The organism is Paenibacillus violae (assembly GCF_032461945.1).
Classification (GTDB): Bacteria; Bacillota; Bacilli; order Paenibacillales; family NBRC-103111; genus Paenibacillus_E; species Paenibacillus_E violae.
This window is the reverse complement of the sequence record NZ_JAWCUD010000014.1, coordinates 104,072-129,718: the sequence shown is the minus strand read 5'-3', so window position 1 is coordinate 129,718 and position 25,647 is coordinate 104,072. Positions and strand designations below refer to the sequence as shown.

The 25,647-nt window shown below is 46.2% G+C and carries 17 protein-coding genes; 16 read left to right on the top strand and 1 reads right to left on the bottom strand.

The features are described from left to right. Nucleotides 1-374 precede the first annotated feature (374 nt). From RQP52_RS31030 to RQP52_RS30960, 15 genes are all read left to right on the top strand, one after another. Nucleotides 375-2,684, top strand: a complete 2,310-nt coding sequence (locus tag RQP52_RS31030; RefSeq protein ID WP_315955420.1) for a glycoside hydrolase family 95 protein — start codon at nt 375-377, stop codon at nt 2,682-2,684. 120 nt (nt 2,685-2,804) lie between these two features. After that, nucleotides 2,805-4,367, top strand: a complete 1,563-nt coding sequence (locus RQP52_RS31025) for an extracellular solute-binding protein (RefSeq protein WP_315955419.1) — start codon at nt 2,805-2,807, stop codon at nt 4,365-4,367. Nucleotides 4,368-4,480: 113 nt separating this feature from the next. After that, entirely contained in the window at nt 4,481-5,497 is a 1,017-nt protein-coding gene (locus RQP52_RS31020; RefSeq protein WP_315955418.1) for a response regulator, read from the top strand. Then, on the top strand, nt 5,494-7,311 hold the full coding sequence (locus RQP52_RS31015; RefSeq protein ID WP_315955417.1) for a cache domain-containing sensor histidine kinase: 1,818 nt from the start codon (nt 5,494-5,496) through the stop codon (nt 7,309-7,311). Before RQP52_RS31020 ends, RQP52_RS31015 begins: the two co-directional genes overlap by 4 nt. A gap of 178 nt (nt 7,312-7,489) precedes the next feature. After that, on the top strand, nt 7,490-8,446 hold the full coding sequence (locus RQP52_RS31010) for an ABC transporter permease (protein ID WP_315955416.1): 957 nt from the start codon (nt 7,490-7,492) through the stop codon (nt 8,444-8,446). A 74-nt stretch (nt 8,447-8,520) separates the two neighbouring features. Beyond that, on the top strand, nt 8,521-9,348 hold the full coding sequence (locus RQP52_RS31005) for a carbohydrate ABC transporter permease (RefSeq protein WP_315955501.1): 828 nt from the start codon (nt 8,521-8,523) through the stop codon (nt 9,346-9,348). Nucleotides 9,349-9,858: 510 nt separating this feature from the next. Next, on the top strand, nt 9,859-11,145 hold the full coding sequence (gene kynU, locus RQP52_RS31000; protein WP_315955415.1) for a kynureninase: 1,287 nt from the start codon (nt 9,859-9,861) through the stop codon (nt 11,143-11,145). 15 nt (nt 11,146-11,160) lie between these two features. Then, nucleotides 11,161-11,778 carry an arylformamidase gene (gene kynB, locus RQP52_RS30995; RefSeq protein ID WP_394358180.1) on the top strand — a complete coding sequence of 206 codons (618 nt, stop codon included), beginning with the start codon at nt 11,161-11,163 and terminating at the stop codon, nt 11,776-11,778. 27 nt (nt 11,779-11,805) lie between these two features. Beyond that, nucleotides 11,806-12,663: a tryptophan 2,3-dioxygenase gene (gene kynA / locus RQP52_RS30990; RefSeq protein WP_315955413.1), complete on the top strand. Its 858-nt coding sequence runs from the start codon at nt 11,806-11,808 to the stop codon at nt 12,661-12,663. Nucleotides 12,664-12,793: 130 nt separating this feature from the next. Beyond that, the gene (locus RQP52_RS30985; RefSeq protein ID WP_315955412.1) at nt 12,794-13,282 is read left to right on the top strand and encodes a hypothetical protein; all 489 of its coding nucleotides are present in this window, start codon (nt 12,794-12,796) and stop codon (nt 13,280-13,282) included. A gap of 323 nt (nt 13,283-13,605) precedes the next feature. Further along, a complete protein-coding gene (locus tag RQP52_RS30980; RefSeq protein ID WP_315955411.1) occupies nt 13,606-15,990 on the top strand; it encodes a helix-turn-helix domain-containing protein in 2,385 nt (794 codons plus the stop codon). Nucleotides 15,991-16,218: 228 nt separating this feature from the next. Next, the gene (locus RQP52_RS30975) at nt 16,219-17,859 is read left to right on the top strand and encodes a type 2 periplasmic-binding domain-containing protein (protein ID WP_315955410.1); all 1,641 of its coding nucleotides are present in this window, start codon (nt 16,219-16,221) and stop codon (nt 17,857-17,859) included. Nucleotides 17,860-17,990: 131 nt separating this feature from the next. After that, entirely contained in the window at nt 17,991-18,920 is a 930-nt protein-coding gene (locus RQP52_RS30970) for an ABC transporter permease (protein ID WP_315955409.1), read from the top strand. Nucleotides 18,921-18,932: 12 nt separating this feature from the next. Beyond that, nucleotides 18,933-19,805, top strand: coding sequence for a carbohydrate ABC transporter permease (locus tag RQP52_RS30965; RefSeq protein WP_315955408.1), 873 nt, complete (start codon nt 18,933-18,935; stop codon nt 19,803-19,805). A 46-nt stretch (nt 19,806-19,851) separates the two neighbouring features. Then, nucleotides 19,852-22,971 carry a glycosyl hydrolase family 95 catalytic domain-containing protein gene (locus RQP52_RS30960; protein ID WP_315955407.1) on the top strand — a complete coding sequence of 1,040 codons (3,120 nt, stop codon included), beginning with the start codon at nt 19,852-19,854 and terminating at the stop codon, nt 22,969-22,971. 305 nt (nt 22,972-23,276) lie between these two features. Here the strand turns inward: RQP52_RS30960 and RQP52_RS30955 are convergent, their stop codons facing one another. After that, nucleotides 23,277-23,996 (bottom strand): 3-ketoacyl-ACP reductase, encoded by a 720-nt coding sequence (locus tag RQP52_RS30955; protein ID WP_315955406.1) that lies wholly within the window; start codon nt 23,994-23,996, stop codon nt 23,277-23,279. 271 nt (nt 23,997-24,267) lie between these two features. On the opposite strand from RQP52_RS30955, the gene RQP52_RS30950 reads away from it, so the two are divergent. Beyond that, nucleotides 24,268-25,599: an extracellular solute-binding protein gene (locus tag RQP52_RS30950; protein ID WP_315955405.1), complete on the top strand. Its 1,332-nt coding sequence runs from the start codon at nt 24,268-24,270 to the stop codon at nt 25,597-25,599. Nucleotides 25,600-25,647: the final 48 nt, after the last annotated feature.

The following is a 25,647-nucleotide window of genomic DNA, read 5'->3' as shown; positions in this document are numbered from 1 at the left end:
CTTGGCACTTTTTTGTGAAAGGGAACTACAGTCCGCTATTTACCGGAATTGATATGTTAACAAATATGAAGGGGAACTACAGTTCGCTATTTTGTCGTTTTCAACCTGAAAACGCGCCACAAAGGACAAATAAGAGCCAGTAGTTCCGCTCAAAGAAGGAAACGGTAGGTTATTATCCGAATAGAGGACTCCAGTTCCCTTGAGCAAACCTTTAATCGGAATTCAAATCATAATACAGCAACATTTTATCGTAATCTGGCAAAACATATGTCGTTTGGGTTTTGTTAAGCTATCCTTAAGGTAGAAAGCTTCGAGAAGATACAAGGCAGCGTGTGCTGTCATGCCCAAAAAAACGATTATGACAAGGAGTCATTATGAAAACTCATAAAGCTGGGGAAAATAAGGAGCTCAAATTATGGTATCGGGAGCCTGCAAAACAGTGGACGGAAGCATTGCCGATCGGAAACGGCCGCTTGGGCGGAATGGTTTTTGGCCAGGTTAAGGAGGAAAAGATTCAGTTAAACGAAGACTCCATCTGGTACGGCGGGCCAAAAGAGGGCGAAAACCCGGATGCGCTGCAGCAGCTCCCACACATTCGCAAGCTGTTGTTTGACGGGGATGTAGAAAAGGCGACCTATCTGACTAGGATGTCTATGTTTTCTACGCCCAAATATTATAATCCGTATCAGCCTCTTGGGGAGATGAAGTTGTTTTTCACGGATCTGCAAGGGGACGTCCATGCTTATCTGCGTGAACTGGACTTGCAGAAAGGGATAACTCGGGTAGCCTTCAATGTTGGCGATGCAGCTTATAGCAGAGAAATATTCACAAGTTATCCGGATCAAGTGATGGTGATCCATCTGACTTGCAGCAAACCTGGCGGTTTAACTTTCTGTGTGAATTTAAATCGGCGTCCTTATGAGGGAGATAGTTATGCACGGACCTCGGACACCATTATCATGAACGGAGAATGCGGCAGAGACGGTGTGGAGTTTAGCGGAGTGCTCAAAGCTAAAACTCCTGACGGCGTAATTCAGACGATTGGCGATTTTATTTCCGTGGAAGGCGCTTCGGAAGTCACGCTTTTGTTTGCAGCGGGCAGTACCTTCCGAGAGGCTGATCCCGAGGCGGCCTGCTTGCAGCAGCTTGAGAAAGCCGGGGCTTACACGTATTCGGAGCTAAAACAAAGACACATCGATGATTACCAAACGTTGTTTAACCGGGTTCAATTTAGCTTGTCAGCTTCGAACGAGGAGCAGCCATTGGCAACGGACGAACTCATGAAGGTTGTAGTGGAGGGGAATCCGAAGCATAGAAAGTTGCTTGCGGAGTTATACTTTCAGTATGGCCGCTATTTGACCATTGCGAGTTCCCGTCCTGGAAGTCTGCCATCCAACCTGCAAGGGATCTGGAATGATAGCTTTACGCCTCCGTGGGAGTCGAAATATACGATTAATATTAATACCCAAATGAATTATTGGCCGGTTGAGGTTTGCGGGTTATCGGAATGCCATGAACCGCTGTTTGACCTTGTTGAAAGAATGAGAGTCAAAGGGAGTATAACTGCGAAGACGCTTTACGGCTGCAGAGGTTTCGTCGCCCATCACAATACGAATATATGGGCTGAAACCCGTCCAGAGGGTATCCTCGCAACAAGTGTCCTTTGGCCGATGGGTGCAGCGTGGCTAAGCCTCCATCTGTGGGAGCACTACGCTTATACAGGGAATGAGAAATTTTTGCGTGAGCGGGCCTATCCTGTTTTGAAAGAGGCAGCGGAATTTTTCATGGATTATTTAACGGAGGCTCCGGATGGAACGTGGGTGACAGGTCCTTCTATTTCTCCGGAAAATAGTTACCTGTTGCCAAATGGGCTCCGAGGTACTCTATGCATGGGACCTTCAATGGACTCACAAATTGTACATGCCTTGTTCGAAGCTTGCATTAAAAGCAGTCATCTCTTGCAATGCGATGAAGGCTTCCGTGATCAACTATCGGAACGGATGGGGAAACTTCCGCAGCCGCAGATCGGAGCGAATGGCCAGTTAATGGAATGGATGGAGGAATACGTGGAAGCTGAGCCTGGTCATCGGCATATTTCCCACCTGTTCGCGCTTCATCCTGGCAGACAGATTGACATTCATACAACGCCAGATTTGGCCGAAGCCGCAAAGATGACGTTGCGAAGCAGGCTGGCTAACGGGGGTGGCCATACGGGATGGAGCTGCGCTTGGATCATTAACATGTTCGCACGACTTGGAGATGGTGACTCTGCGCTTGCTTACTTGTTGAATCTGTTTGAGAAATCGACGTACCCGAATTTATTTGACGCACATCCACCGTTTCAGATTGACGGAAACTTTGGAGCAACTGCAGGTATCGCCGAGATGCTGCTTCAGAGTCACATGGGTGAGCTCAATCTACTGCCGGCTCTTCCTGGCGATTGGGCGTCGGGTTCGATCAAAGGCTTAAGAGCGCAAGGCGGGTATGTCGTAGATTTGGCTTGGGAAAAAGGGCAATTAAGCGAAGCGACGATTCAGGCATCGACGGATGGTCATTGTACAATTCGCACCTCATCGTCGGTTGTCGTTGTCTTGAACGATCAGGAAATCGCCCGTTCCAATGGGGAACAGACAACGAGCTTCAAGGTGCAGCAGGGCAGCGTTTATAGAGTGATTGCTCAATAAGTGTTAACACAAACACAACACCATTGTTAAAAAACACATTCCTCATCAATCCAAGGAAGGGTAAGATGGAGATATCCAATTCCGTTGGATAATTACGATAAGAGAATGGGGCAGAAAAGAATGAAAAAAGGGATGGTTATCGCATTAACCCTGGTGTTGACAGCTGGCGCGCTTTCGGGCTGTGGCGGCGGAGCAACAAATCCAAAGTCTGGCGAAACAGCCAAAAAAGATGAAGTTCAAAAGTTTTCCATGTCCATGACGACAAGCGGTTACAAATATGCGGAGCAATCAGCAGATGTGAATAAGGAAAAATGGGTGAAAAAACTGGAGGAACTTACGAATGTAGATCTGGACCTTCGCATGATTCCTCTCAAAGATTTTGATCAAAAAATGTCCCTGATGTTTGCTTCCAACGATATTCCGGATCTTGTCCAAAATGTTGGGGGAGCTACGACCAAAGGGATGTCGGGTTCTGTTGAAGCCGGAGTTTTCATGCCTTTGGACGATTTGTTGAAGCAGTATGCTCCAAACATAATGAAAGCGGTGCCAAAGGAAGCGTGGCAGGAAACCAGTTTTAACGGCAAAATCTACGGTATTCCATCGTGGCTTTCCAATCCTTCCCGCCGTGCGACTTTCATTAGAGCGGATCTGCTTGCAAAAACAGGACTGCCTGCACCGAAAACAGTAGATGAGTTCTTGGCCGTAATGAGAGCGCTGAAGGCTAATGGGGTAGAGAACCCGTACCAAATGCGCGAAAACTTTAAATACGCAGATACGATTCTAGGAGCCTTCGACGTGCTGCCTGCTCAATTCGAAGTCAAAGGAGATCAAGTCGTACCGAAGTTTTTCGATGTGGAGAACATGACCAAAGCGCTTCAAACCTTTAAAACTATGTTTGATGAAGGTTTAATTCCAAAAGATTTCGCATCCATCAGCTCAACCGATTATAATAAGAATATCGAAGCTGGTAAGGTAGGCATGTGGTCAGCTAATGCCCAAAGCTTGTCCGGTTACCGTAACAAACTGAAGAACCTTGTGCCGGATGGGAAAATTGAGATTATTTCGTCCCCTCGCGGACCGGAAAACTTCGGCGGACATCTGCTCTACTCCAGCATCAATACTTCTTATTACATTAATAATAAAGTGTCGAAGGAAAAAGCAATTCGGATTATTCAGTTCCTGGAATGGATGCTGACACCGGAAGCTGAGAAATATTTCTCCTTCGGTATTGAAGGTGAAAATTATACAACGGAGAATGGCGCAATTAAATTTACGCCTCCAACAGAAACCTCAGCGATTGAGGAAGATCAATTCCGCGGTATGTTCTGGTTTGTACACGATGTAGTGTACAATAAAGCCAAGGAAGAAATGTCTGCGGACGGACGCGACATGATCAAGTACTTGGATACGATTGTTTCCAAAGAAGGTTTGGGTTCTATTCGGTTCGTACCGCAGCTTGAATCGTTCTCGAAGTATCCGGATGTGGCGCCAGCAGGCGATGATGTAGGACCTAAATTAATTATTGATCATATGATTAAGATGATTTACGGCAAGGAACCAATTTCCGATTGGCCGAAAGTGATTGAGGAGTACAAAACAAAAGGCGGCAATGATATCCTGAAAGAAGCGACTGAGCGTTACAAGAGTGGCAATGGGGCTATCGTTTCCAACAACAAAAAATAAGCTCAGTTCACAGGAAAAAGGATTTGTCCCCGCAACCGGCGGACAAGTCTCTTTTTCTTTGGTGTATTTTTCGGTATTATTCGATAAACGTTAGAGGTGGAGGCGTTAACAACATGAGACTGTTGATTGTAGATGATGAACCGGTAATTCGCAGCGGCTTGATGATGATGGCCCAGAGCTATATCCACAAGTTTCAACAAATTGAAACCGCTGTGAATGGACTTGATGCTTTGGAGCAAATGACTCGGTTCGAACCGGACCTGCTTCTAACGGATATTCGAATGCCCAAAATGGACGGCTTAGAGCTTTGCCGCAACGTATACGAGAAATATCCCCATGTTATGATGGTCGTTGTTTCGGGGTATAGTGATTTTGATTATGCACAAAAATGTCTGTCTTACGGGGTCAAGCACTATCTGCTGAAGCCGGTTACACCGCCGGATCTGCATGATGTCTTTGACATCATTATGAAATCGCAAACACAAGGGTATATCCCTGTATCCCGCTATGTGGAATGGGTTGAACGGATAGAAAACAGCATTTGGTTACTCCAGGAAGAAGAATTGCAGAAGATTATAGAGGAGTTAAAAGAAGATTGCTCCCATTTGTCTGCGGCTCAGTTGAAAGGTCAGCTCCTCGATGCGGCCGTGCTGCTGCACAAGCAATTTCAAGAGAAAAACCGTGTAATCAACGTGGATTTAACCGAAGATTTTCGCTCATCCTCCAAGGCGGAGTTATTTAAAGAATTTGAGGAACGGCTGCAAACCGTCATGATGGATATTTTGGTTGTCCGCCGGGGCAACTTCAAGGACCCTATGGAGGAAGCCAAAATCTATATAGATAATCATCTGTCAGTGGATATTTCATTAAAAGAAGTCGCGGATATGGTCGGGATTACCCCGAACTATTTCAGCACCTTATTCAAAAAAATGAGCAATGAAACCTTCGTCAGCTACCGGATTAATAAAAGAATGGAGAAAGCTCGTGAGCTGCTGGCGATTCCTCATAAACGAACCGTGGATATAGCAGCAGAAGTGGGCTACGATGATTATCCCCATTTTACAAAAACATTTAAGAAAGTCTTTGGTATCTCTCCCTCGGATTATCGGGAATCGTTGGGGATGAAATGAAAAAATTCAATTTATATCCGAAGCTATTTTTATCCTATTTCGTTGTCATTATGATTTCTTTGACGAGTGTCGGTGTGTTTTCATACTGGAGTTCATCCAATGAGCTTGATCAAATTGTGGAGAAGCAGCTAACTCAGGTGGTAGGAAACGCAGCACACCATACAGATCTGTATATTCGAAGTTATGAGCGGTCCATGGTTTCGTTATTGAGCAGCAATGATGTCAAAAGGTTCGTTGATCTGCCTGAGGGGGAAACGGGCTACCCTTATTATGAGGCGAGAAAGTTTATTAAGGAGCTTATCATTGAGCCGGCGTTTGCGCGGAATCCGGAAATCTCCAATATTTACATGATTAGCTTTAATCAAAATGCGATGTATTTTTATAATGATACCGTTGGGGGATCTTTCAATAAGGAAGAAGCACAGCAACAGCTGGAATTTTTCAAAGCCAATACGAAGCCGGATGGCAGCTTGAGCGTACTGAACCACAGCATTCTGTCCGGACAACAAAATATAACGCTGGTCCGACAGATTCGTGGACTTTCCTCAACGGAACCCAAAGGGATTCTTGTTGTGGAGTTACGGGCGGCTGAGCTTTCAGAGTTGTGGAAAGGCATAGATTTGGGAGAAGACGGCTACTTTTTTATTACCGATGATAATGGCAAGTATGTATATCAGCCGGATGCGGATAAGACCGCCACGGAACTGCCTGAAGCTATACGGAGTCAGGTGCTGGAGGCTGGTCCTCACGCTTTCATGGCGGCGATTGATGATAAGCCGCAGATGTTCATGAGCCGCCGATCCACCTACGGCGATTGGCGCCTGGTAGTTGCGATGTCGGTGAAGGAGCTGCGCAAACCGAGCGATACGATTCGGACAACGACGATCGTTGTCGGATGTTTTACACTGGGCATCGCGTTATGGATCGCCTTCCGCTTCGGAAGATCGATTACAGGGCCGATTCGCATCTTGAGAAGTGCCATGCGTCAAACCGAGCAGGGGAACTGGGTCCAAATTCCGCTTCCAGAGCATCGGGACGAGATTGCTGAGCTGATGAGCCGGTACAATTTGATGGTGACGCGCCTCTCGGAGCTGGTAGATAAGGTCTACCAGGCCGAACTCAGCGATCAGAAGAGCCAGATGGAACGCCAGAAAGCAGAGCTGCAATCTTTGCAGCTGCAGATTAATCCCCATTTTTTATATAACACACTAGAAACGATTGTTTGCTATGCGGTCATAAGAGATTCGAAGGAAATCTATGAAATTGTCAAAGCGCTTGCGTATATGCTGCGTTATTCCGTGCAGACCAATCTGGAAGAGATAACCGTTTCCAATGAATTAAAACATGTCATGTTCTATCTTGTCGTTCTCAAGCATCGCATCGGCCGGGAATTTGAAGTGGATGTAAGCATTCATCCAGATTATTTATTGAATAGCATGGTTCGTCTCACCCTGCAGCCGCTGATTGAAAATGCTTTTCAGCATGCTTTTGCAGACGGTGTGGAGGACTATCATTATATTCGCATCGATGCCGGTGAGGATGAGGATAAGTTCTGGGTGAGCGTCGAAGATAATGGTCTAGGCATCAGCGAGTCCAGGCTGGAGGAACTTCGCGAGAAACTGCACACAAACCAGCTTGCGGATAAGGAGAATGATTCTTCGAAAGGGATCGGCGGTATCGGAATCATCAACGTCCATCGACGAATTCAGATGGTATATGGCGAGCACTATGGCTTGCAGATCGAGAGTGAAGTGGAGAAGGGGACCAAACTCATCATGGTAATGCCTACTTCAGCTCGGGGTAAAATTGGTTGAGATCACGATATACATCGAACTGGAATATCTTGTATGAACCTTGCCTGCGGCAAGGTTTTTTTGTTTTCAAATTGTTGAAAAACACACCTAGAAACGAAGTTTCTCCATGGTTTGACTCTGGGGACCATAGTATGATGAGACCATCAAACATTTAGATGGACAGAAAGGAAAGACGACCATGGCTTCAAAGACAGATTCGGCAGGACAGACGGTATATACCTTTGCATCGAGAAAAGCGAAAAGAGCTTTTGTCATGAAACATTGGCCTTTATATGTGATTTCAATTCCGGGACTTATTTATTTTGTCATTTTTAAATATATTCCCTTGCTCGGTTCGTCCATTGCGTTTCAAAACTACAACATTTTTAAAGGGATTGCCGGCAGTCCATGGGTTGGTTTGGAACATTTTAAACGGATGTTCGCTTATGATGAATTCCTTACCATTTTAAAAAACACACTATTGATCGGCATGTACGATTTGCTCTTTGCGTTTCCCATACCGATTATACTCGCGCTGCTGTTAAATGAAATTCGGTTCAATGGGTATAAAAGAGTGCTGCAGACTGTCATCTATATGCCGCATTTTCTATCCTGGGTCATTGTTGGCGGGATTGTAATCGGCATTCTGTCACCGACGACAGGCATTATCAACCACGTCTTAGGCTTGTTCCATATTGAACCTATTTATTTTCTTGGTGAAAACAGCTACATTCGTTCGATTCTGATCACTTCAGGAATATGGAAGGATAGCGGATGGGGAACGATTATTTACTTGGCCGCAATCGCTGGCATTAACCCGGATCTCTATGAAGCGGCTGAAATTGATGGAGCGGGCAAGTTCCGTCAGATGATGTCCATTACTCTTCCTTCCATTGTGCCTACCATTACAATTTTGTTCTTATTGCATATCGGAAGCTTTCTGGATTTCGGGTTTGAAAGAGTCTACGTTTTCTTAAACTCGCTGAACAGTGAGAATGGTCAAATCCTGGATACTTACGTTTACCGCGCCGGTCTTATTGATCGTCAATACAGCTATACAACAGCAATCGGACTCTTCAAATCAGTAATTGGTTTATTGCTTATTATGCTTGGCAACACGCTCAGTAAAAGAACGACTGGAAACGGCTTGTACTAACATGCGTTCAGTCATAAGGAGGAAAAGGGAACGTGATTTTAACAAAAGGACAGCGTGCATTTCAGCTTTTTAATATGATTTTTCTGCTTGTAATCGGCCTTACGATGTTTCTTCCGATCTTGAATGTCATTTCGCAGTCATTCAGCAATGCGGTTGCGATTAACAGTGGAAACGTAGGATTCTGGCCAGTTGGTTTTACACTCGAAAATTATCACATGATTCTGAAGGATCCGTCGATCTGGATCTCATTCCGAAACAGTGTCATCATTACGGTGTTCGGCACATTAATTAATTTAATCGCAACGGCAAGCCTGGCGTATCCATTGTCCCGAGCTGAATATATTTACAGAAAACCAGCGCTGTTACTGGTGCTGTTCACGATGATTTTCCATGCGCCGCTAATTCCCAATTACTTGCTGCTAAAAAATCTGCATATGCTCGACACACTGTGGGTCTTGATCATTCCAGGCGCTATTAGTGCCTATAACTTGTTCGTCATGCGCTCTTTCTTTATGACGCTGCCTGTGGAGATGTTTGATTCTGCCAAAATGGACGGATGCGGCGAGTTCCGCATGATCTGGAGCGTCGTTCTGCCGTTGTCGAAGCCGGTTATGGCGACGATGGGCATCATGTACGCTGTCGGGAACTGGAATATGTATTCTCAAGCGATTTACTACATCACCAGCAGATCCCTGATTCCACTGCAGGTGCGGCTGCGTGAAATTGTTATTACCGATAACATGGGGTCAGCCGACGTATCATCGGAATTGCTGTTGTCCATTTCACCGGAAGGGCTGAAAATGGCGGTGATCGTCATAGCGACGATCCCGATTATGCTAGTGTATCCATTCCTTCAAAAGCACTTCATTAAAGGGATGATGGTTGGTTCCATTAAATCTTAGTTTCTAAAAACGGAGAAACTAAGATATAACTTATAGAAAAGGCCCCTTGAAGGGGCTTTTTTTTGCGTTTGAGCCCGTCGCGCCTCGCCAGTCAATTCTAACGGACACCACAGACGTTAATAGCGAGAATATCGTCCTGTTTTATATCTAACGGACACAGGAGCCGTTATTTGCCGATTTCGGGGCGAAATCATGGTAGAAACAAGCAAATAGCAGCGCTGGTGTCCGTTAGATTTTCAAAACGGCTATATTTCGCCGAATAAGAGCGTCTGTGTCCGTTAGACAGACGGGGGGGCGTTGCAACACCATGCCAACTCGCATGTTTGCAGGTCAACCTCCGGTCCTGCCCGTCCCGCCCGTCCGTAGTGCGATGATGTGCCTATTTTTCTCAAAATAGCGACTGCTATGTCCGCGCATTAATTAACCGTAGTATAATAATTGACGGCATCTACTATTTTAAGTAAGATAAGCACGATTCGATCTAGTTCTATAATCCACAAGGAGGGCTTTATGTCCAGAGAACCTTTTTATTACTCCCAAGAATTTGCCCGGCAACTTGATAACGAAGATGAGCTAGCCCGCTTTCGAGATGAATTCTATGTGAATGCAGAATCGATCTATATGGATGGCAATTCCTTGGGCCTGTTATCCAGACGCGCAGAGCGAACATTACTGAAAGTCGTTGATGCTTGGAAAACGCAAGGCATCGATGGCTGGCTGCAAGGTCAATACCCTTGGTTTTATTTATCGGAAAAATTGGCAGCCTTAAGCGCTCCGTTAGTTGGCGCATCAGAAGATGAGATCATTGTGACGGGTTCCACAACAACGAATTTACATCAGCTTGTGGCGACTTTTTATAAACCTGAAGGTAAAAAAACGAAGATTTTGGCGGATGAATTGACGTTTCCATCGGATATTTACGCCCTTCAAAGTCAATTGCAACTGCATGGATACGAACCGGCGGAGCATCTGATTCAAGTGAAAAGCCGTGATGGGCGTATCATTGCAGAAGAAGATATCATTGCGGCTATGACGGACGAAGTTGCATTGATCATTCTGCCGACGGTGCTCTACCGTAGCGGTCAGTTGCTCGATATAGAGCGTTTAACGGCTGAAGCTCATGCTCGTGGAATACTCATCGGCTTTGACGGATGCCATTCGGTCGGAGCCGTTCCCCATCACTTGAGTCAATGGGACGTTGATTTTGCCTTTTGGTGCAACTACAAATATTTGAACAATGGGCCGGGCGGCACAGCAAGCTTATACGTAAACCGCAAACATTTCGGTCGCTCACCAGGTCTGGCAGGTTGGTTCGGTTCGCGGAAAGACAAACAATTTGATATGGAGCATCAATTTGTTCCGGCGGAGCATGCAGGTGCTTTTCAAATTGGCACACCGCATATCTTAAGTATGGCTCCGCTTATCGGCTCTTTGGAAATGTTTGCAGAGGCCGGCATCGAGAAGCTCCGCGCAAAATCCTTGCATATTACTTCGTATATGATCGATTTGATTGAACAGGAATTGGCCGGAATGGGCTTCACCATTGGGAATCCAAGGGATGACCTGCGTAGAGGCGGCCATGTCTGTTTAGAGCATGAGGAAGCGGCGCGGATTTGCAAATCATTAAAAGAAAATAAGATCGTACCGGACTTCAGAGCTCCGAACATTATTCGTCTGGCTCCGGTTGCACTCTATACAACTTACGATGAAGTGTGGGAGACTGTGCAGCGTTTAAAAGCCATCATGGTCGAAAAGCAATACGAGAAGTTCGAGAATACGCGCGATGTAGTCGCTTAAGGAAGGATGACACTCATGTTTGATATTTCTCGCCCATTGGTAACAGGGGTGCCGACTTGGCCAGGAGACACGCCATTCTCTTACGAGGTCAGTTGGACGAAGGAACAAAGCGGTTCCGTGAATGTTGGGAAACTGACAATGAGTATCCATACGGGCACGCATATCGATGCGCCATTTCATTTTGACAATGAAGGTCGGAAGGTCATGGAGCTGGATCTGGAGCTGTACATCGGACTTGCGCGCGTTATTGAGATATCGGGTACATCGAGCATCGGCGCAGAGGAGTTGAAGGCGTATGAGCTGGACGGCATCACTCGGTTGTTGATTCGTACAAATTCCTGGACAAATCCGAATGAATTTCCTACAGACATCACTTATCTGAGAGATGATGCAGGACCTTATTTAGCTGAAAAGGGCATACGGCTTATAGGCGTGGATGTTCCCTCTGTTGATCCGCTTGATAGCAAGGTGTTGGCTGCGCATCATACTCTGCATGCTAATGATATTCATATTCTGGAAGGTATTGATCTGGCAAACATTGCGCTTGGCGATTATGAATTAATCGCACTTCCTCTACCGCTAGTTGAGGCGGATGGAAGTCCTGTCAGGGCCGTACTGAGCCCTTTGAAATAATCGAAAACAAGAGTAGGAGTGAATCACGTGTCCAATTCAGAGAACCACGAACAAACACAGTCAAAAGCAGCGGACGCCAGCATTCATGGCGATTTTTCCAAAGAAATGTCCTATGGGGATTATCTCCAACTAGATAAAGTGTTGTCCAGTCAACAACGGCTATCCGGGCATCACGATGAAATGCTGTTTATCATCATCCATCAAGCCAGTGAACTTTGGATGAAGCTGATTTTGCACGAGTTGGAAGCTGCCCGTCTTCTCATTCAGCAAAATAACTTGGAGCCGGCTTTCAAAATGTTAGCCCGCGTCTCTAGAATCCAGCAGCAATTGATCCAATCCTGGGATGTTCTGTCGACATTGACACCGGCTGAGTATATGCAATTTCGGAACAGCCTGGGCCGCTCATCCGGGTTCCAATCCTTCCAAAATCGGCTTATCGAATTTATGTTGGGAGGCAAGCAATCCAAGGTTTTGTCGGTCTATGAGCACCAACCGGAGCTCCACCAACAACTGAGCCAAGCTCTTCATGAACCTAGTCTGTATGACGCTTCGGTTAAAGCTCTTTCTATGCGAGGCTTGGAAATTGATGCGGATCATTTGCAGCGTGATTGGTCGCAGGAATACAAGGGCAATGCCAGTGTCAAAGCCGCCTGGTTGACTGTGTACCAAGATGTGGAACGCTACTGGGATCTATATGAACTTGCGGAGAAGCTGGTTGATATCGACAGCCGTCAACAACAATGGCGATTCAATCACATGGTAACGGTTGAAAGGATTATCGGATTTAAGTCGGGGACAGGCGGATCAGCTGGTGTGGAGTATTTGAAACACGTCGTTGCGCAGCGTTATTTCCCGGAATTATGGAGTCTACGAACAGATTTGTAAACGAAAGGATCCGCTCCGCGATAGGGGCGGATCCTTTGCATCATCATCAAAATGTTCACGGATTGTTCACTTACACGAGGGTTTTCATTTTCTCTATACTTACAAAAGTAAACAGAGAGGATGATGCAAAATGCCAACGACGAAGAAAGAAGAATTTTATTTTGGTCTGATGATGTGTTTGGGAATGGTTCTAGGTATGACGTTTTATAATTTATTTACCAATGGCTTGATAGGCACGATAACGTTGAAAGAAATCCTTTTGCAACTCATTCTAGTCTTTGTTATCGCATCCTTGTTGGAGTTATTTGTCGTCGGTCCCGTGGCCAAAAAAATGGCATTTTCGTTACCCTATGACAAATCCAAGAAGCTATGGGTGATCGTGTCTCTTGCTTTTTTTATGGTGAGTGGGATGGTTCTTTGCATGTCTCTTTACGGGTTAGGGAATGCTTATTTTTCTAACGGGCTGAATGGCGCGTCCCTGCTTGAAAGTTATTTGATAATCGTAGCTAAAAATTTCATTTTCGCTCTCCCACTTCAACTCATTCTTGTAGGGCCGATTGTTCGGTATTTATATACTACTTTCTTTAAAAATAGAAGAGTGAACGAATCATTCAGCTAACGCCAAAAACCTTCCTCATGCATAAGGGGGAGGTTATTTTTTTGAGGGAACTACAATCCGCTATTTCGCTAGAAAAACACATTTCCCACTCGTGAGGGGAACTACAGTTCGCTATTTTGCCAATTTCACGCGAAAAACATGGCATGGAGGGCAAATAAGCGTCTGTAGTTCCGCTCGGAGAGGAAACACCTAGTTTTCGCCAAAATAGAGGCCTCCAGTTCCGCTAAGTAAAATACGGCACGCACGTTGCTTCGCTGGTGCAAAAAGTTGTATTGCAACTTTGGTGAAGAGAAGATACAATTTCTAATAAATTCGCTTACGGAATGGACGGTGGGTTTGTATTGAAATTGCCCTTCATCTTACGCCTGGTCGATAGCCGCAAAAGTGCGCTTTCAACGATCATCGCCTCCAATTTATTTATACTGTTGATACCGCTTGCAATGGGGCTTTTTCTGTATACGAAAGTGGAACAAAGCTTGGAGAGAAGCACGACAAGATCCAATGGGGCCATGCTCGAGCAGTTGAAGCTTTCGCTGGATAACAAATTGGCGGAAGTGGATACGTTAATGCGCCAAGTTGTGTTTGACCCAAAGCTGGATTATATGCTTAGAATCCCTGCCCATCCAAATGATGTGGACAAATATGAATTCATCCAATTCATGCGCGACAAAATGAGTAAGTATCACAGTATGACCAGCAATTTTATCCTCGATTATTATGTCTACTTCGCAAACAGCGATACCATCGTCAAACCGGACTTGGTGTCGGATTCGCGGACGTTTTATTCCATCTATTACGCTTATAAGGACATGCCTTACGAGCAGTGGCATCTGCTTCTGGACAAGGAGCATAAAATGTCCTATTTGCCGGCAACTCCTTTATCCAACGAGCAAGAGCAAGTCCCAAAAAATGTGATTACTTATATGCAATCACTTCCCGTTCAATCGCAATCCCAAAATCTTGGAAGCTTCATCGTGCTGATTGATGGTGATCAAGTCAAGGAATTGTTCGCGCAGATGGAGTCGGCGAGCCATAGCTCTGTTTATATCATTGATCATGCCGGGAAAACCATTATGAGCAACAGCGATTCCCCTTTCCCATCCGACTTGTTAGAGCGCGTTCAAGAGAGTTCGGGCCCATTTAATTACCGGCTCGCGGGGGTTGACCAAGTGGTTTCGGTGACCTCCTCGCAAAAAGCGGGTTGGAAATACGTCTCGATCATGCCCAATGATGTGTTTATGCAGCAAGTGAATCAAATCCAGAGCTGGTCCATCGGCCTGTTCATCCTTTGCTTAATTTGCGGTTTAGTGGCTGTCAGCATAGGCGCCTACCGTACATACAAACCTCTCCAAAAGACCGTAAACGCGATTATGCGCGGAAAAGAGATGATCAGGCGCCCGGCCTCGAATGAATACGAGTTTATTCGGCAAACCGTCGAGGGCTCTATCCATGAAGAGAAGAACCTACGCATGACGCTAACGCAGCAAATTCCGTTCATTCGGGCCAACTATTTATCCCGTCTTCTGAATGGTCACATGGATGTTGATGTGTCGGCAGCAAACGGGGATTCACTGCAATTTATGGATTTGAAATTTACAAGTGACTGTTTTGCCGTGCTGCTCGTCAAGATTGAAGATATTCCGTTTTTAGCGGAGGAAGAAGATGAGAAGCAATGGGCGCATGCAAGGTTCATTATTTCAAATATTGGCACGGATCTGATTGCGGCGAATCATCGGGGATTTTCGGTCGAACTAGACCGAGATCGCATTGCGCTTCTCATGAATCTAGCATCCGATCGAAAGGAGTTCGTCGAATCCGATATACGGGATATCGCGGATTCGCTCTTCAGCATCACGTCGCAAAGATTCCAGATTGGAATTACGATTGCTGTTGGCGGGATTCATTCAGGGCCCAAAGCCATTCGAGACTCGTATCCTGAAGCACTGGCAGCGCTTGAATATAGGCTGATTCTGGGGAAACATGCCACGATCCATTTTCAGGATATCCTCGAAGTTAAGCAGCATTACTACTATCCGCTAGAAAGTGAGATCCAGCTGATTAATTTCGTGCGAAGCGGGGATACCGAAAATGTGGAAAAACTACTTAATAAAATTTATGCGATGAATTTTGCCTCCGGTCATATGACGCCCGAGTTAGGCAAATGTTTGTTTTTCAACGTGACGAGTACGTTTTTGAAAATTGTTAATTCTTCGAATACGAATCAGGAAGATGTGCTTGGCGCTGACTTTGATCCGATCAAAGAAGTGTTCAGTTATCCAACTGCGCAGGGAATGTACTCGAAAACGAAGGAGCTATACGAAACGCTTACCCGTTCGTTTAATGTGGAGCGATCCGGTCATAGTACGCAGCGGCTGGAGGAAATTATTGGCATAGTACACGAACGCCTCGATGACTCGAATCTTGGCGTGGCACAAATTGCGGAACGTATTCAAATGACGCCGCAGTATCTTTCTACCTTCTTCAAAAAACATCAGGGACAGAATCTGCTGGATTACATTACGCATAAACGGATTCAACAAGCAAAGCAGTTAATGGAGAACAAAGAACTGACCATTGTACAGATCGCACAAAAGATCGGCTACAACAATGATGTCGTTTTCATCCGGGCGTTCAAAAAGCTCGAGGGCGTAACGCCGGGTAAATACCGGGAGACGATGTTGCCGGAAATCATTAGCTCAGACGCATAAAAGGCAGCCTCTTGAGGCTGCTTATTTCTGTAGCGCCGGCTACTGCCGATTTCTAAGATGGACTGATGAATTCTCATATCGCCCGTATTTCTTACTAAAATACAACGGGGATGAGAACTAGGCAGTAGTCAGGTCGGGGCTAGGGAAGCATACTGGGAAACAGGTGCTGGAAGACGATCGCGGTGCCAACCAAGCTTAGGGTTACTCATATAAAGGGAGGCATGAAGAATGAAGAAACGTTTGAAACAAGTTGGATCTATCGTATTGCTTTCGACTCTGGTGGCTTCGGCAGCCGCCTGCAGCAGTAATTCAGGAACCGAAAGTTCATCGGCTGCGCCACAGACGGGCAGTAGTGCTGAGCCGGCAAAATTGACTAAATTATCGTACTGGGTACCGAATCACCCGGCAGCTTCAGGTCAGATGAAAACGTATGCTGAAATGGGGATGTACAAGGAGCTTGAGAAAGTAACTGGAGTCAAGGTTGAGTTTCAACATCCGCCCCTTGAAGTTCCACAGGCCCAAGAGCAGTTCAACTTAATGGTTGCAACCAACGAGCTGCCGGATGTTATTGAAGCGAGTTGGGGAGCCACTAGCGGTGCGGTCGTCCGATATCCCGGTGGGCCGGAAAAAGCTATTTTAGATAAAAAAATCATTAAATTGAACGACTTGATCGATAAATATGCACCAAATCTAAAAAAGCTGCTGAATGAACATCCAGATTGGAAAAAGCAAATTTCAACAGATGAAGGAAGCATCTATGCCTTCCCATTCTTACGTGGAGATGACAAAGTCAGAGTGTTCTTCGGGCCATCAGTCCGCCAAGATTGGTTGGATAAGCTGGGCCTCAAGATGCCGACGACAATCGACGAATGGTACACCGTCCTAAAAGCTTTTAAAGAAAAAGACCCGAACGGCAACGGCAAAGCGGATGAGATTCCCATTTATTTGGACAAAAATCTGTTCGCCACCGATGCGCCTTTCCTTGGAGCTTGGGGCATTAACTACAGCTTCTACCAGGACGGAGGAAAGGTGAAATACGGTCCGATCCAGCCTGAATACAAAGAATTCCTGGCCACGATGAACAAATGGTATAAGGAAGGTTTGCTTGATAAGGATTTCGCAGCGCCTAACGATAAGCTGTTCGATAACAAAATGACGACCAATCTCATAGGAGCAACCGCTTCATTTAATGGGGGAGGCATTGGTAAATATGCAGGACTCATGAAGGACAAGGATCCCAAGTTCGATCTGGAAGCGGCGCCTTATCCGGTGTTGAAAGCAGGGGATAAAGCGATTTGGGGACAAAAGGATTTTGCCTATAACGGCGTTGGAGCGGCGATTTCGACAGCCAATAAAAATCCGATCGAAACCGTCAAATGGCTGGATTATGCTTACGGTGACAAAGGCGATCTTCTCTTCAACTACGGGGTGGAGGGCACTAGCTATAAGATGGAGAATGGCAAAGCAACCTTCCTTCCTGAGATTTTGAATCCACCGGCAGGAACCAGTATCCAGCAAGCCATTGCCAAGTATAATCGGGCAACATGGAGTGGTCCTTTTGTCCTCAGCGATAATTTCCAAATGCAATATTTGGCTCTGCCTCAGCAGAAGAAAGCACTGGAAGTCTGGTCGCAGCCAACTGCTGAGCGGAAGATCCCGCTTGTTTCTCCAACGCAGGATGAAAGCAGCAAATTCGCATCCATTGTAACGGACATCCAAACGTATCAAGATGAGATGCTGTTGAAATTCATCATGGGGGTCGAACCGATCAGTAACTTTGATCAATATGTGAAAAAGATTCAGAGCATGGGGATTGATGAAGCGATTAAAATCCAGCAAGGGGCTCTTGAACGTTTCAATAAACGTTAAGAAGTAATTGAATGGGGGGATGAACCGGGTTTGTTTATCCCCTCGTTTTCTTTTAGAAACTTGAAAGAAAGGATAGGGAGACGATGAGGCAAAGTCCTGCAAATGGAAAGGCTGAATATGCCGTAACGACAATGAAAACGAGTCGCAATCCGACTGTCCTGCAAACCATACGCGCTGATGTGAAACGGCACTGGTCCATTTACGTTATGGCGCTTCCCGTCATTGCGTACTATCTTATATTTCATTATGGGCCGATGTACGGATTACAAATCGCTTTTAAAGACTTTTCGCCGGCCAAAGGGATTCTCGGAAGTCCATGGGTTGGATTTAAACATTTTGTAAGTTTTTTTAACGGAATTTACTTCTGGCGCTTAATAAAAAATACAATCTTGATCAACCTTTATGATCTATTGTTCGGATTCCCGGCAGCGATCCTTCTGGCTCTGCTGCTTAATGAAATCCGCCACAGCGTATTTAAGCGGGTTGTTCAATCCATCTCGTATTTGCCGCATTTTATTTCGATCGTGGTTGTGGCCGGGATGATGATCGATTTCTTAAGCCGCAACGGTCTAATTAATCAATTGACCGGAATCTTTGGCATAGAGCCGATTGATTTCTTGCAGGATGAGAACTGGTTCCGCTTTTTGTTCGTTTCGTCTGGCATTTGGCAAGGCATTGGTTGGGGCTCGATCGTTTATTTGGCGGCTATGGCGACGATTGACACGACGCTGTACGAAGCGGCCAGGATGGACGGCGCTAACCGCTGGAAGCAGACGCTGCACATTACGATTCCAGGCATCATGCCGACAATTGTCATCTTGTTCATTTTACAAATGGGCAATATGCTGACGGTTGGCAGCGAAAAGGTGCTGTTGCTTTACAATCCCCTTACCTATGGAACTGCAGACGTTATTTCGACCTATGTCTATCGCAAAGGGGTATTAGAGGCAAGTTACAGCTTCACGGCAGCAGTTGGGTTATTTAACTCAGTGATCAGTTTTATTCTGATCGTTGCGGCCAATAGCTTTGTCAAACGGATCAGCGAGAACAAACTGTGGTAAGGAGATTTGCACATGAAACTAACCAGTGGAGAGCGAACATTTGGCTACTTCAATATGCTGTTGATGCTCGTGCTTTGCGCGGTCACGCTGTATCCTTTCTTGTACGTGGCATTCGCTTCGCTTAGTGATGCGACATCATTGCTGCAGCATCGCGGTTTAATGCTCAAACCGGCAGGCTTTGATCTCGGTGCCTACAAGGCTGTTTTTGAAAATCCGATGATCATGAAAGGGTATCAGAATACGTTAATTTATGTAGTGCTAGGTACGACAATTAACTTGCTCATGACATCGATTGGCGCCTATGTGTTGTCCAGGCCGAATCTTTATTTTAAACATATCATCATGTTCTTTATCGTCGTGACGATGGTTTTCCATGGGGGACTCATTCCGAGTTACCTGCTCGTGAACTCTCTCGGCATGATGAATACGATGTGGGCCATTCTCATTCCAGGTGCGATTAATACGTTTAATATGATTATTATGCGAACTTCTTTTCAAGGCATCCCGGTCAGTTTGGAGGAGTCGGCCAGGATGGATGGCGCCAATGATTGGGTGATTTTATTCCGGATTGTCATCCCGCTTTCGATGCCGGTTATTGCTGTTATGATTTTGTGGTATGCGGTAGGGCATTGGAATTCCTATTTTAACGCGCTAGTGTATTTGCGGAATCGTGAAGCGTATCCTCTTCAGCTTGTGCTCCGTGAGATTTTGATTTCCAATAATACGGATTCGATGATGGCAGGTGGAGGCGACGACAAATATGCCATTGGAGAAACGATTAAATATGCGGCCATTATGGTCTCTACGCTGCCGATCATTTGCTTATATCCGTTCCTTCAGAAGTATTTTGTCCAAGGTGTGCTGATAGGTGCCATTAAGGAGTAAACGGGGACGATTTGACCATGAGATGGAAGCAGAAGGAGGGGGTTAGGTGAGAGGCGTTACATTTGAAAATGCTCCAAGCAGCTGGAATGAAGCGTTACCGATCGGCAATGGACACTTCGGCGGTATGGTGTATTTCGAAGATAACAAGCTGACGCTGGCGCTTAATCATTATGAAGTTTATTATCAGAAGCTGCATCGATACAGTAAGAAGTACCGAAATGGTAAAGGGCCGGATTTTACACTTCAGTATGGACGTACATTTGAAGAATTGAAAAAGCTGGCTGAAGAGAGGTATCGCGATCCCGAACAAGGCCCGTTTTTTCTATATGGCGACGCATTAAACCCGAACAGCATGTACAGGAAATATGGTAAACCCTCGGGTGGGGCCTCCCATTATCCGACGGGGGAACTTCAGCTTTTTCCATCCCGGGAGCTTTCGGACCCTGATCATTATTCGTTATCCCTTGATATTGAGAAGGCAGCTATTCAGTTAAATGTGGTCAAAAATGAGGATAAGCTTGGCGTGAGCACAATCATGGCTCAGGATGGCGATTACGTGATCACCACAATCAGCCAGACGAATGGAGCGTTGTTACCTTCGGTCGCGCTAACGGTTCCCCGTAGAAGATATGTGGATATGAAAGTGACGTATCATCAATTGGATGATACAACGTTTTACTATGTAGGCGCTTTCTACTCGGACGGTGAAGAGAAGGATCGCTACGATCCATTCTCGTTCATTGTGATGATGAGGATCATCGGTGCCAAAGGAAGCGTTGTTGCAGGTCCCGACGACAGCCTGCAAATTGCCCTCCGAGATGCGGAGGCAAACCTGACACTGCTAACAACGGTGGTCACCGAGGAGGAGACCAAGGAACTGCTTTCGACCGCGCTGATGAGGGTGAGGAAGCCAGCTTCGCATGTGGATGTGGCAGACATGGTGGAGCATCATCAAGCGCATTGGAGAAGCTTTTGGTCCCGCAGCTCGATCACCTTGCCGGATAAAATGTTGGAAGATCTCTGGTATATCAATCTATATGCCATCGCCTGCAGCAGCGGAAAAGTTGGCAGGATGCGCGAGCAAGCGTGCGGATTGAACGGCTTGTGGGATATTAAGCAGCCAACCAAGTGGGGCAGTATGTGGTACTGGGACGTTAACATTCAAGCTGCTTTTTGGCCGCTCTATACGGCTAATCGCCTTGAAGTGGCCGAAGCGTTCAACGAGGGTCTGCTCTCTTATGTGCAGCTCGCTGAGCAAATGTCCCAGCAGTTTTACGGGCTTGAAGGCGTTGCGGGCGATTACCCGCATGCCTCGTATGTAAGTATTTGGCCTTGGTGCGCGCAATTTCTATGGGATTATTATCGCTATAGTATGGACGTTGAGTTTTTAAAAGAAAAAGCGTACCCGTTGTTTAAGCAGGTTGCGAGATTTTTCGAAGGTTATTTACAACTGAATGAGCACTCAGGCCGCTATGAGATATTTCCTGACATTTCTCCGGAGCAGGGGCCTTTGACTCGTAACTCAACTTGTTCCCTTGCAGCAGTTAAATACTTATTGAAGATCGCTTCGGATGCGAGTGAGCTGCTTGGTGAAGCGGAAGAGGATCGGCTCAAGTGGAGCGTACTTGCGGACAACTTGGCTGAGTATCCAACGGCTGTTTCCAAATCGTATGGAGATGTTTTCCTGGACTCGGAATGGGCGCCTGCCGACATGCATTTGCGGCATCCTTCGCTGCTTATGCCCATTTATCCCATTGGAGAAATTGATAAAAATAGTGAAACCCATCTGAGAAAAAAAGGAGAAAACATGCTCCGGTATGCAGCGAATCAGACGGAATATGGCATGTTTCAGTTCGGCTGGCTGTCCTGTGCCGCTTCGAGATTGGGGAAGGGCAGCACAGCGCTTAGGCTGCTCTATGAACAAGGCATTGATTTGTCGCTCAGGTGCAATGGCTTGTTTGCGGAAGAAACGGAACGGTGGATGAACTACTGCAACATCACCAATGAACCGTTGTACCATCCCCACATGATGGAAGCTTCTGGTGAAATGGTTGCTGCCGTGAATGAAATGCTGCTTCAGAGCTATGATGGCGTGATTGACGTGTTCCCGGCGCTGCCGACTGGTGAGGCTGAGCCGGAGCTTTCGATTGGCCTCTACGAACATGAGGTAGATTGGAAGGTTAAGCGATATGAGAAATGGAGCGACTGTTCCTTTCGAGGCCTGCTGGCAGTAGGCGCCTTTGAAGTTAGCGCAGAGCTGAAAAATGGCCGAACCGCTTGGGTTACTATCCAAAGTAAAGCGGGCGAGCAGGTTGTGATTCGCAATCCGTTTCACGTTAGTGATGAGGTAATAGTTGCGAGAAAAGAGGGTCCATCCTGGAACAGGATGGATCATGTGGAAGAAGAGGGACGGATTTCATTTAAAACGGAGAAGAATGGGGAGTATGCGATTTATCCTCGTGGAGAATTCTCCACTCCTGAGTTATTTGCAGTTGACTCTAGTAGGCGGGGCGTCAAGCGAGACTATCCGCTTGTTCATGAAGCTCATACGGATCGGCGAGTGTTCCTTGGCAAAAACCAAAATACGCAGCATGCCAGACTGCTCGACCACTTCACCTTTGATTATTACTCCGGTAATACCAGGGAATCAAGGCTGGCCGCTTATCGGTTGGATTTTGGCGTGGCATCGCATCGGTTGGAGAAAGATTACACCAGTATACTGCCCAGACAAGTTCATGTGGAAGGGGTTCTCGGTCAGACGTTTCGTAATGTAACGTTGGATTCCATGTTTAAGCCTTATACCGGCATCGGCTGGGAGTGTGCGGAGGATCTCGGAGCGATGGATCGCGGGGGGCCGGACGAACTGCGGAGGGATTTTATAGGTGGAAAGAGGGAAGCGACGTTTGTGGTTGAGCTTCCAAAGGGCAGATATGATTTGCTCTTCGTATCCGGCGATAAAGAGGCGCCTTCCTACACGGAGATAGAAATCGTTGGGGGAAGCATGTGGAAGCCGGAGAAAACGCTGAAGGCGGGCGAATTTGCAACGGATATTTTGCCAATCACGCAAAGAGGTGATGGTTACGTGAAGCTGCGATTTCGCACTTGCGAAGGCTCGGAGTGGAGAATGAATGCGCTGATTATTAATAAGAATTACACGTATTTGTAGAAGCGGGGAGGGTTGACGCAGCCACTGAGTAACGGTGGATTTTCTGTCTTGCCATTACCTCCGATTCCTCCCACTAATTTCGGCGTCTGATCGACTTTTGCCGAGCTAACTGGAATTTCTACCGCTGATTTCACCGGATGGAGCAGATTTCGTGCAGCAGTCACCGATATAGATAGAATTTGCAACGAAGTGGAGCTTCCTAGCTTCCTAGCTTCCGCCCGCCCTAGAAAGCGAAAATAAGACCGATAAAGCCCCTAACGGGGCTTCATCGGTCTTATTGCTATTTCCCCACGGCTGCTTGCCAGCTATTGCGGGTTCGTTGTCCAGATCCCTGCGGTTTTCAGGAACACGCGCTGCGGCAATTTCAAAGCAGCCATGATGAGCTCGGCCACATCCTCCGGCTGCATCATGCGGTCCTCGTCGCCTATCGGCAGACCCGCTTTGACGGACAACTCTGTATTCACGGTGGATGGCGTGAGCGCTGTAACACGGATGTTCGATTTGCGAACCTCTTGCATGAGCGCTTCCGTCATTCCGATCACAGCGAACTTCGAGGCGCAATAGGCTGAACCGGTGGCGAATCCTCGTTCCCCTGCGGTTGAAGCAATGTTGATGATGCTTCCGCCATTTTGGCTCAACATGGTGGGCAGCGCAGCGCGAGTCACATGATACGTGCCCATCAGATTGGTTTGAATGATTTGCTCCCATTGATCTGGATCCATATCGACCAAATTACCGAACTGTGCCGTTCCGGCATTATTGAGCAGGATATCCAGGGAACCCAGTTCCCCGATTAGTAACTCCACTGCACGTACCGCTTCTGCTCTCTTGGATATGTCCGCTGTGGCAATGCTCACTTTGACACCGTATGTACCTGTCAATTCTTGTTGAAGGGATTCGAGGTCAGCGTGGCTGCGCGCCAGTAATCCGAGATGAACACCTTCTTTCGCCAAGGCGATGGCGGCCGCTTTGCCGATTCCTTTTCCAGCTCCTGTAATGATGGCCGTTTGATTGTGTAAGCTCATGAGAAATCTCCTTTGTTATTCGTTGAATTAGGTATTCGTCTTTATGAAAAGTATGGCCCCATTTTATGCGATTTAATGGACGGAGTCAATTTTAGCTACTGGGATATTTTTCTATTGCCAAATGGGTCGACCTCTATGTATGTTAGTTTATATTACATTAAAAATTCAGACATTATGATAAATTGGTGGGATACAAACATGGTAAACGTTATCATATAATAAAAGCGTAAGGTGATGTCAAAAAAAATAACATAAAGTGAGGGGTTCATGGATGATTCATGGAGTAATTAGAAAATCGGTATTAGCTGCTGCTTCAGCTGCTTTACTGACAATTACAGCTTGCAGTAACGGAGCTGAGCCGGCAAAAGAAGTAGGGAAAACGCAAGCCTCAACACAGCCCGCCTCGAAACAACAAGTTACGCTCACTTTTGAGGAAAACTGGTCCACCCCGAACGTAGATAACCAGCTATACAAAGAGAGAATTCAGAAATTTCAACAGTTGAACCCGGATATTAAAATTGAAATGCAGGATATCCCGTCGGCCCAATATCGGACCAAACTCCGTACCGAGGCAGCGGGCAACAGTATGCCGGATATGTTTATTCTGTATCCAGGTGTCGATATGGATCCGTTCATCGATGCCGGAGTACTGATGCCGCTAGATGAAATTATGGATACCTGGAAAGATATTTTACCGCCACAGTCGTTAGGTGGGTATAAAGTAAACGGTAAGCAGTATGCCGTTCCAACCAAAATGACTTTTGTCGATATTATCTACTACCACAAGGATATGTTAGCAAAAGTTGGCTACAATGAGTTTCCGAAAACGTATGCCGATTTCCTCGATCTGGTGAAAAAGCTCAAAGCTTCAGGCGTTACACCGATGGGAATTGGCAATAAGAATCGTTGGCCGCTTCAATCCACGGTCATGTCCGCAGTCGAGGATCGTATTGCCGGTACGGATTTCTTAACGAAGGTAAAACAAGGACAAGCTAAATTTACGGATGCTGATTATGTGAAAGCACTTGGCATTTTCGATGAGTTGACGAAGCTCGATGCCTTTAATGCGGATTTGAACACCATGGATGAAGTGCAAGTGCAGGATTATTTCCTGCAGAAGAAATCAGCTATGACCATGACCAGTTCGACGATTGATACGAAGTTCCGTGTCAGTAACACAGAGGGCGGCGCTAATATTGGTATCGCATTGTTCCCATCCATTGACGGTGGAAAAGGAACGGCTGGCAAAAGTGCAGGCGTTGTCCAATACGGTATCGGATTAAGCAAGGAGCTAACGGGTGCTAAGAAAGAGGCGGCTTATAAATTCCTGAAATATTTCTATTCCCCTGAACTGTACCAAAACTTGATGAGTAAAGGGATCGTCGTACCGGCGAAAGTTGAAATGCCTGCGGACACTAGCAAATATTTGAAAGAAATGCTGGAGTTGACGAAATCCGGGGATGCGCTTGTCTTTGACAGCGTGATGCCGGCGGCTGTCAAAGATTCGATTGAGAACGGGCTGCAAGCCATTACGATGAAACAGAAAACACCTGAGCAAATCGCCAAAGAAATGCAAGAGGTTATGGATAAAGTGAAAAAATAATCGGCTAGCTACAGCAAAAGAATGCTCGAAGCTAACGATTTGAAAGGG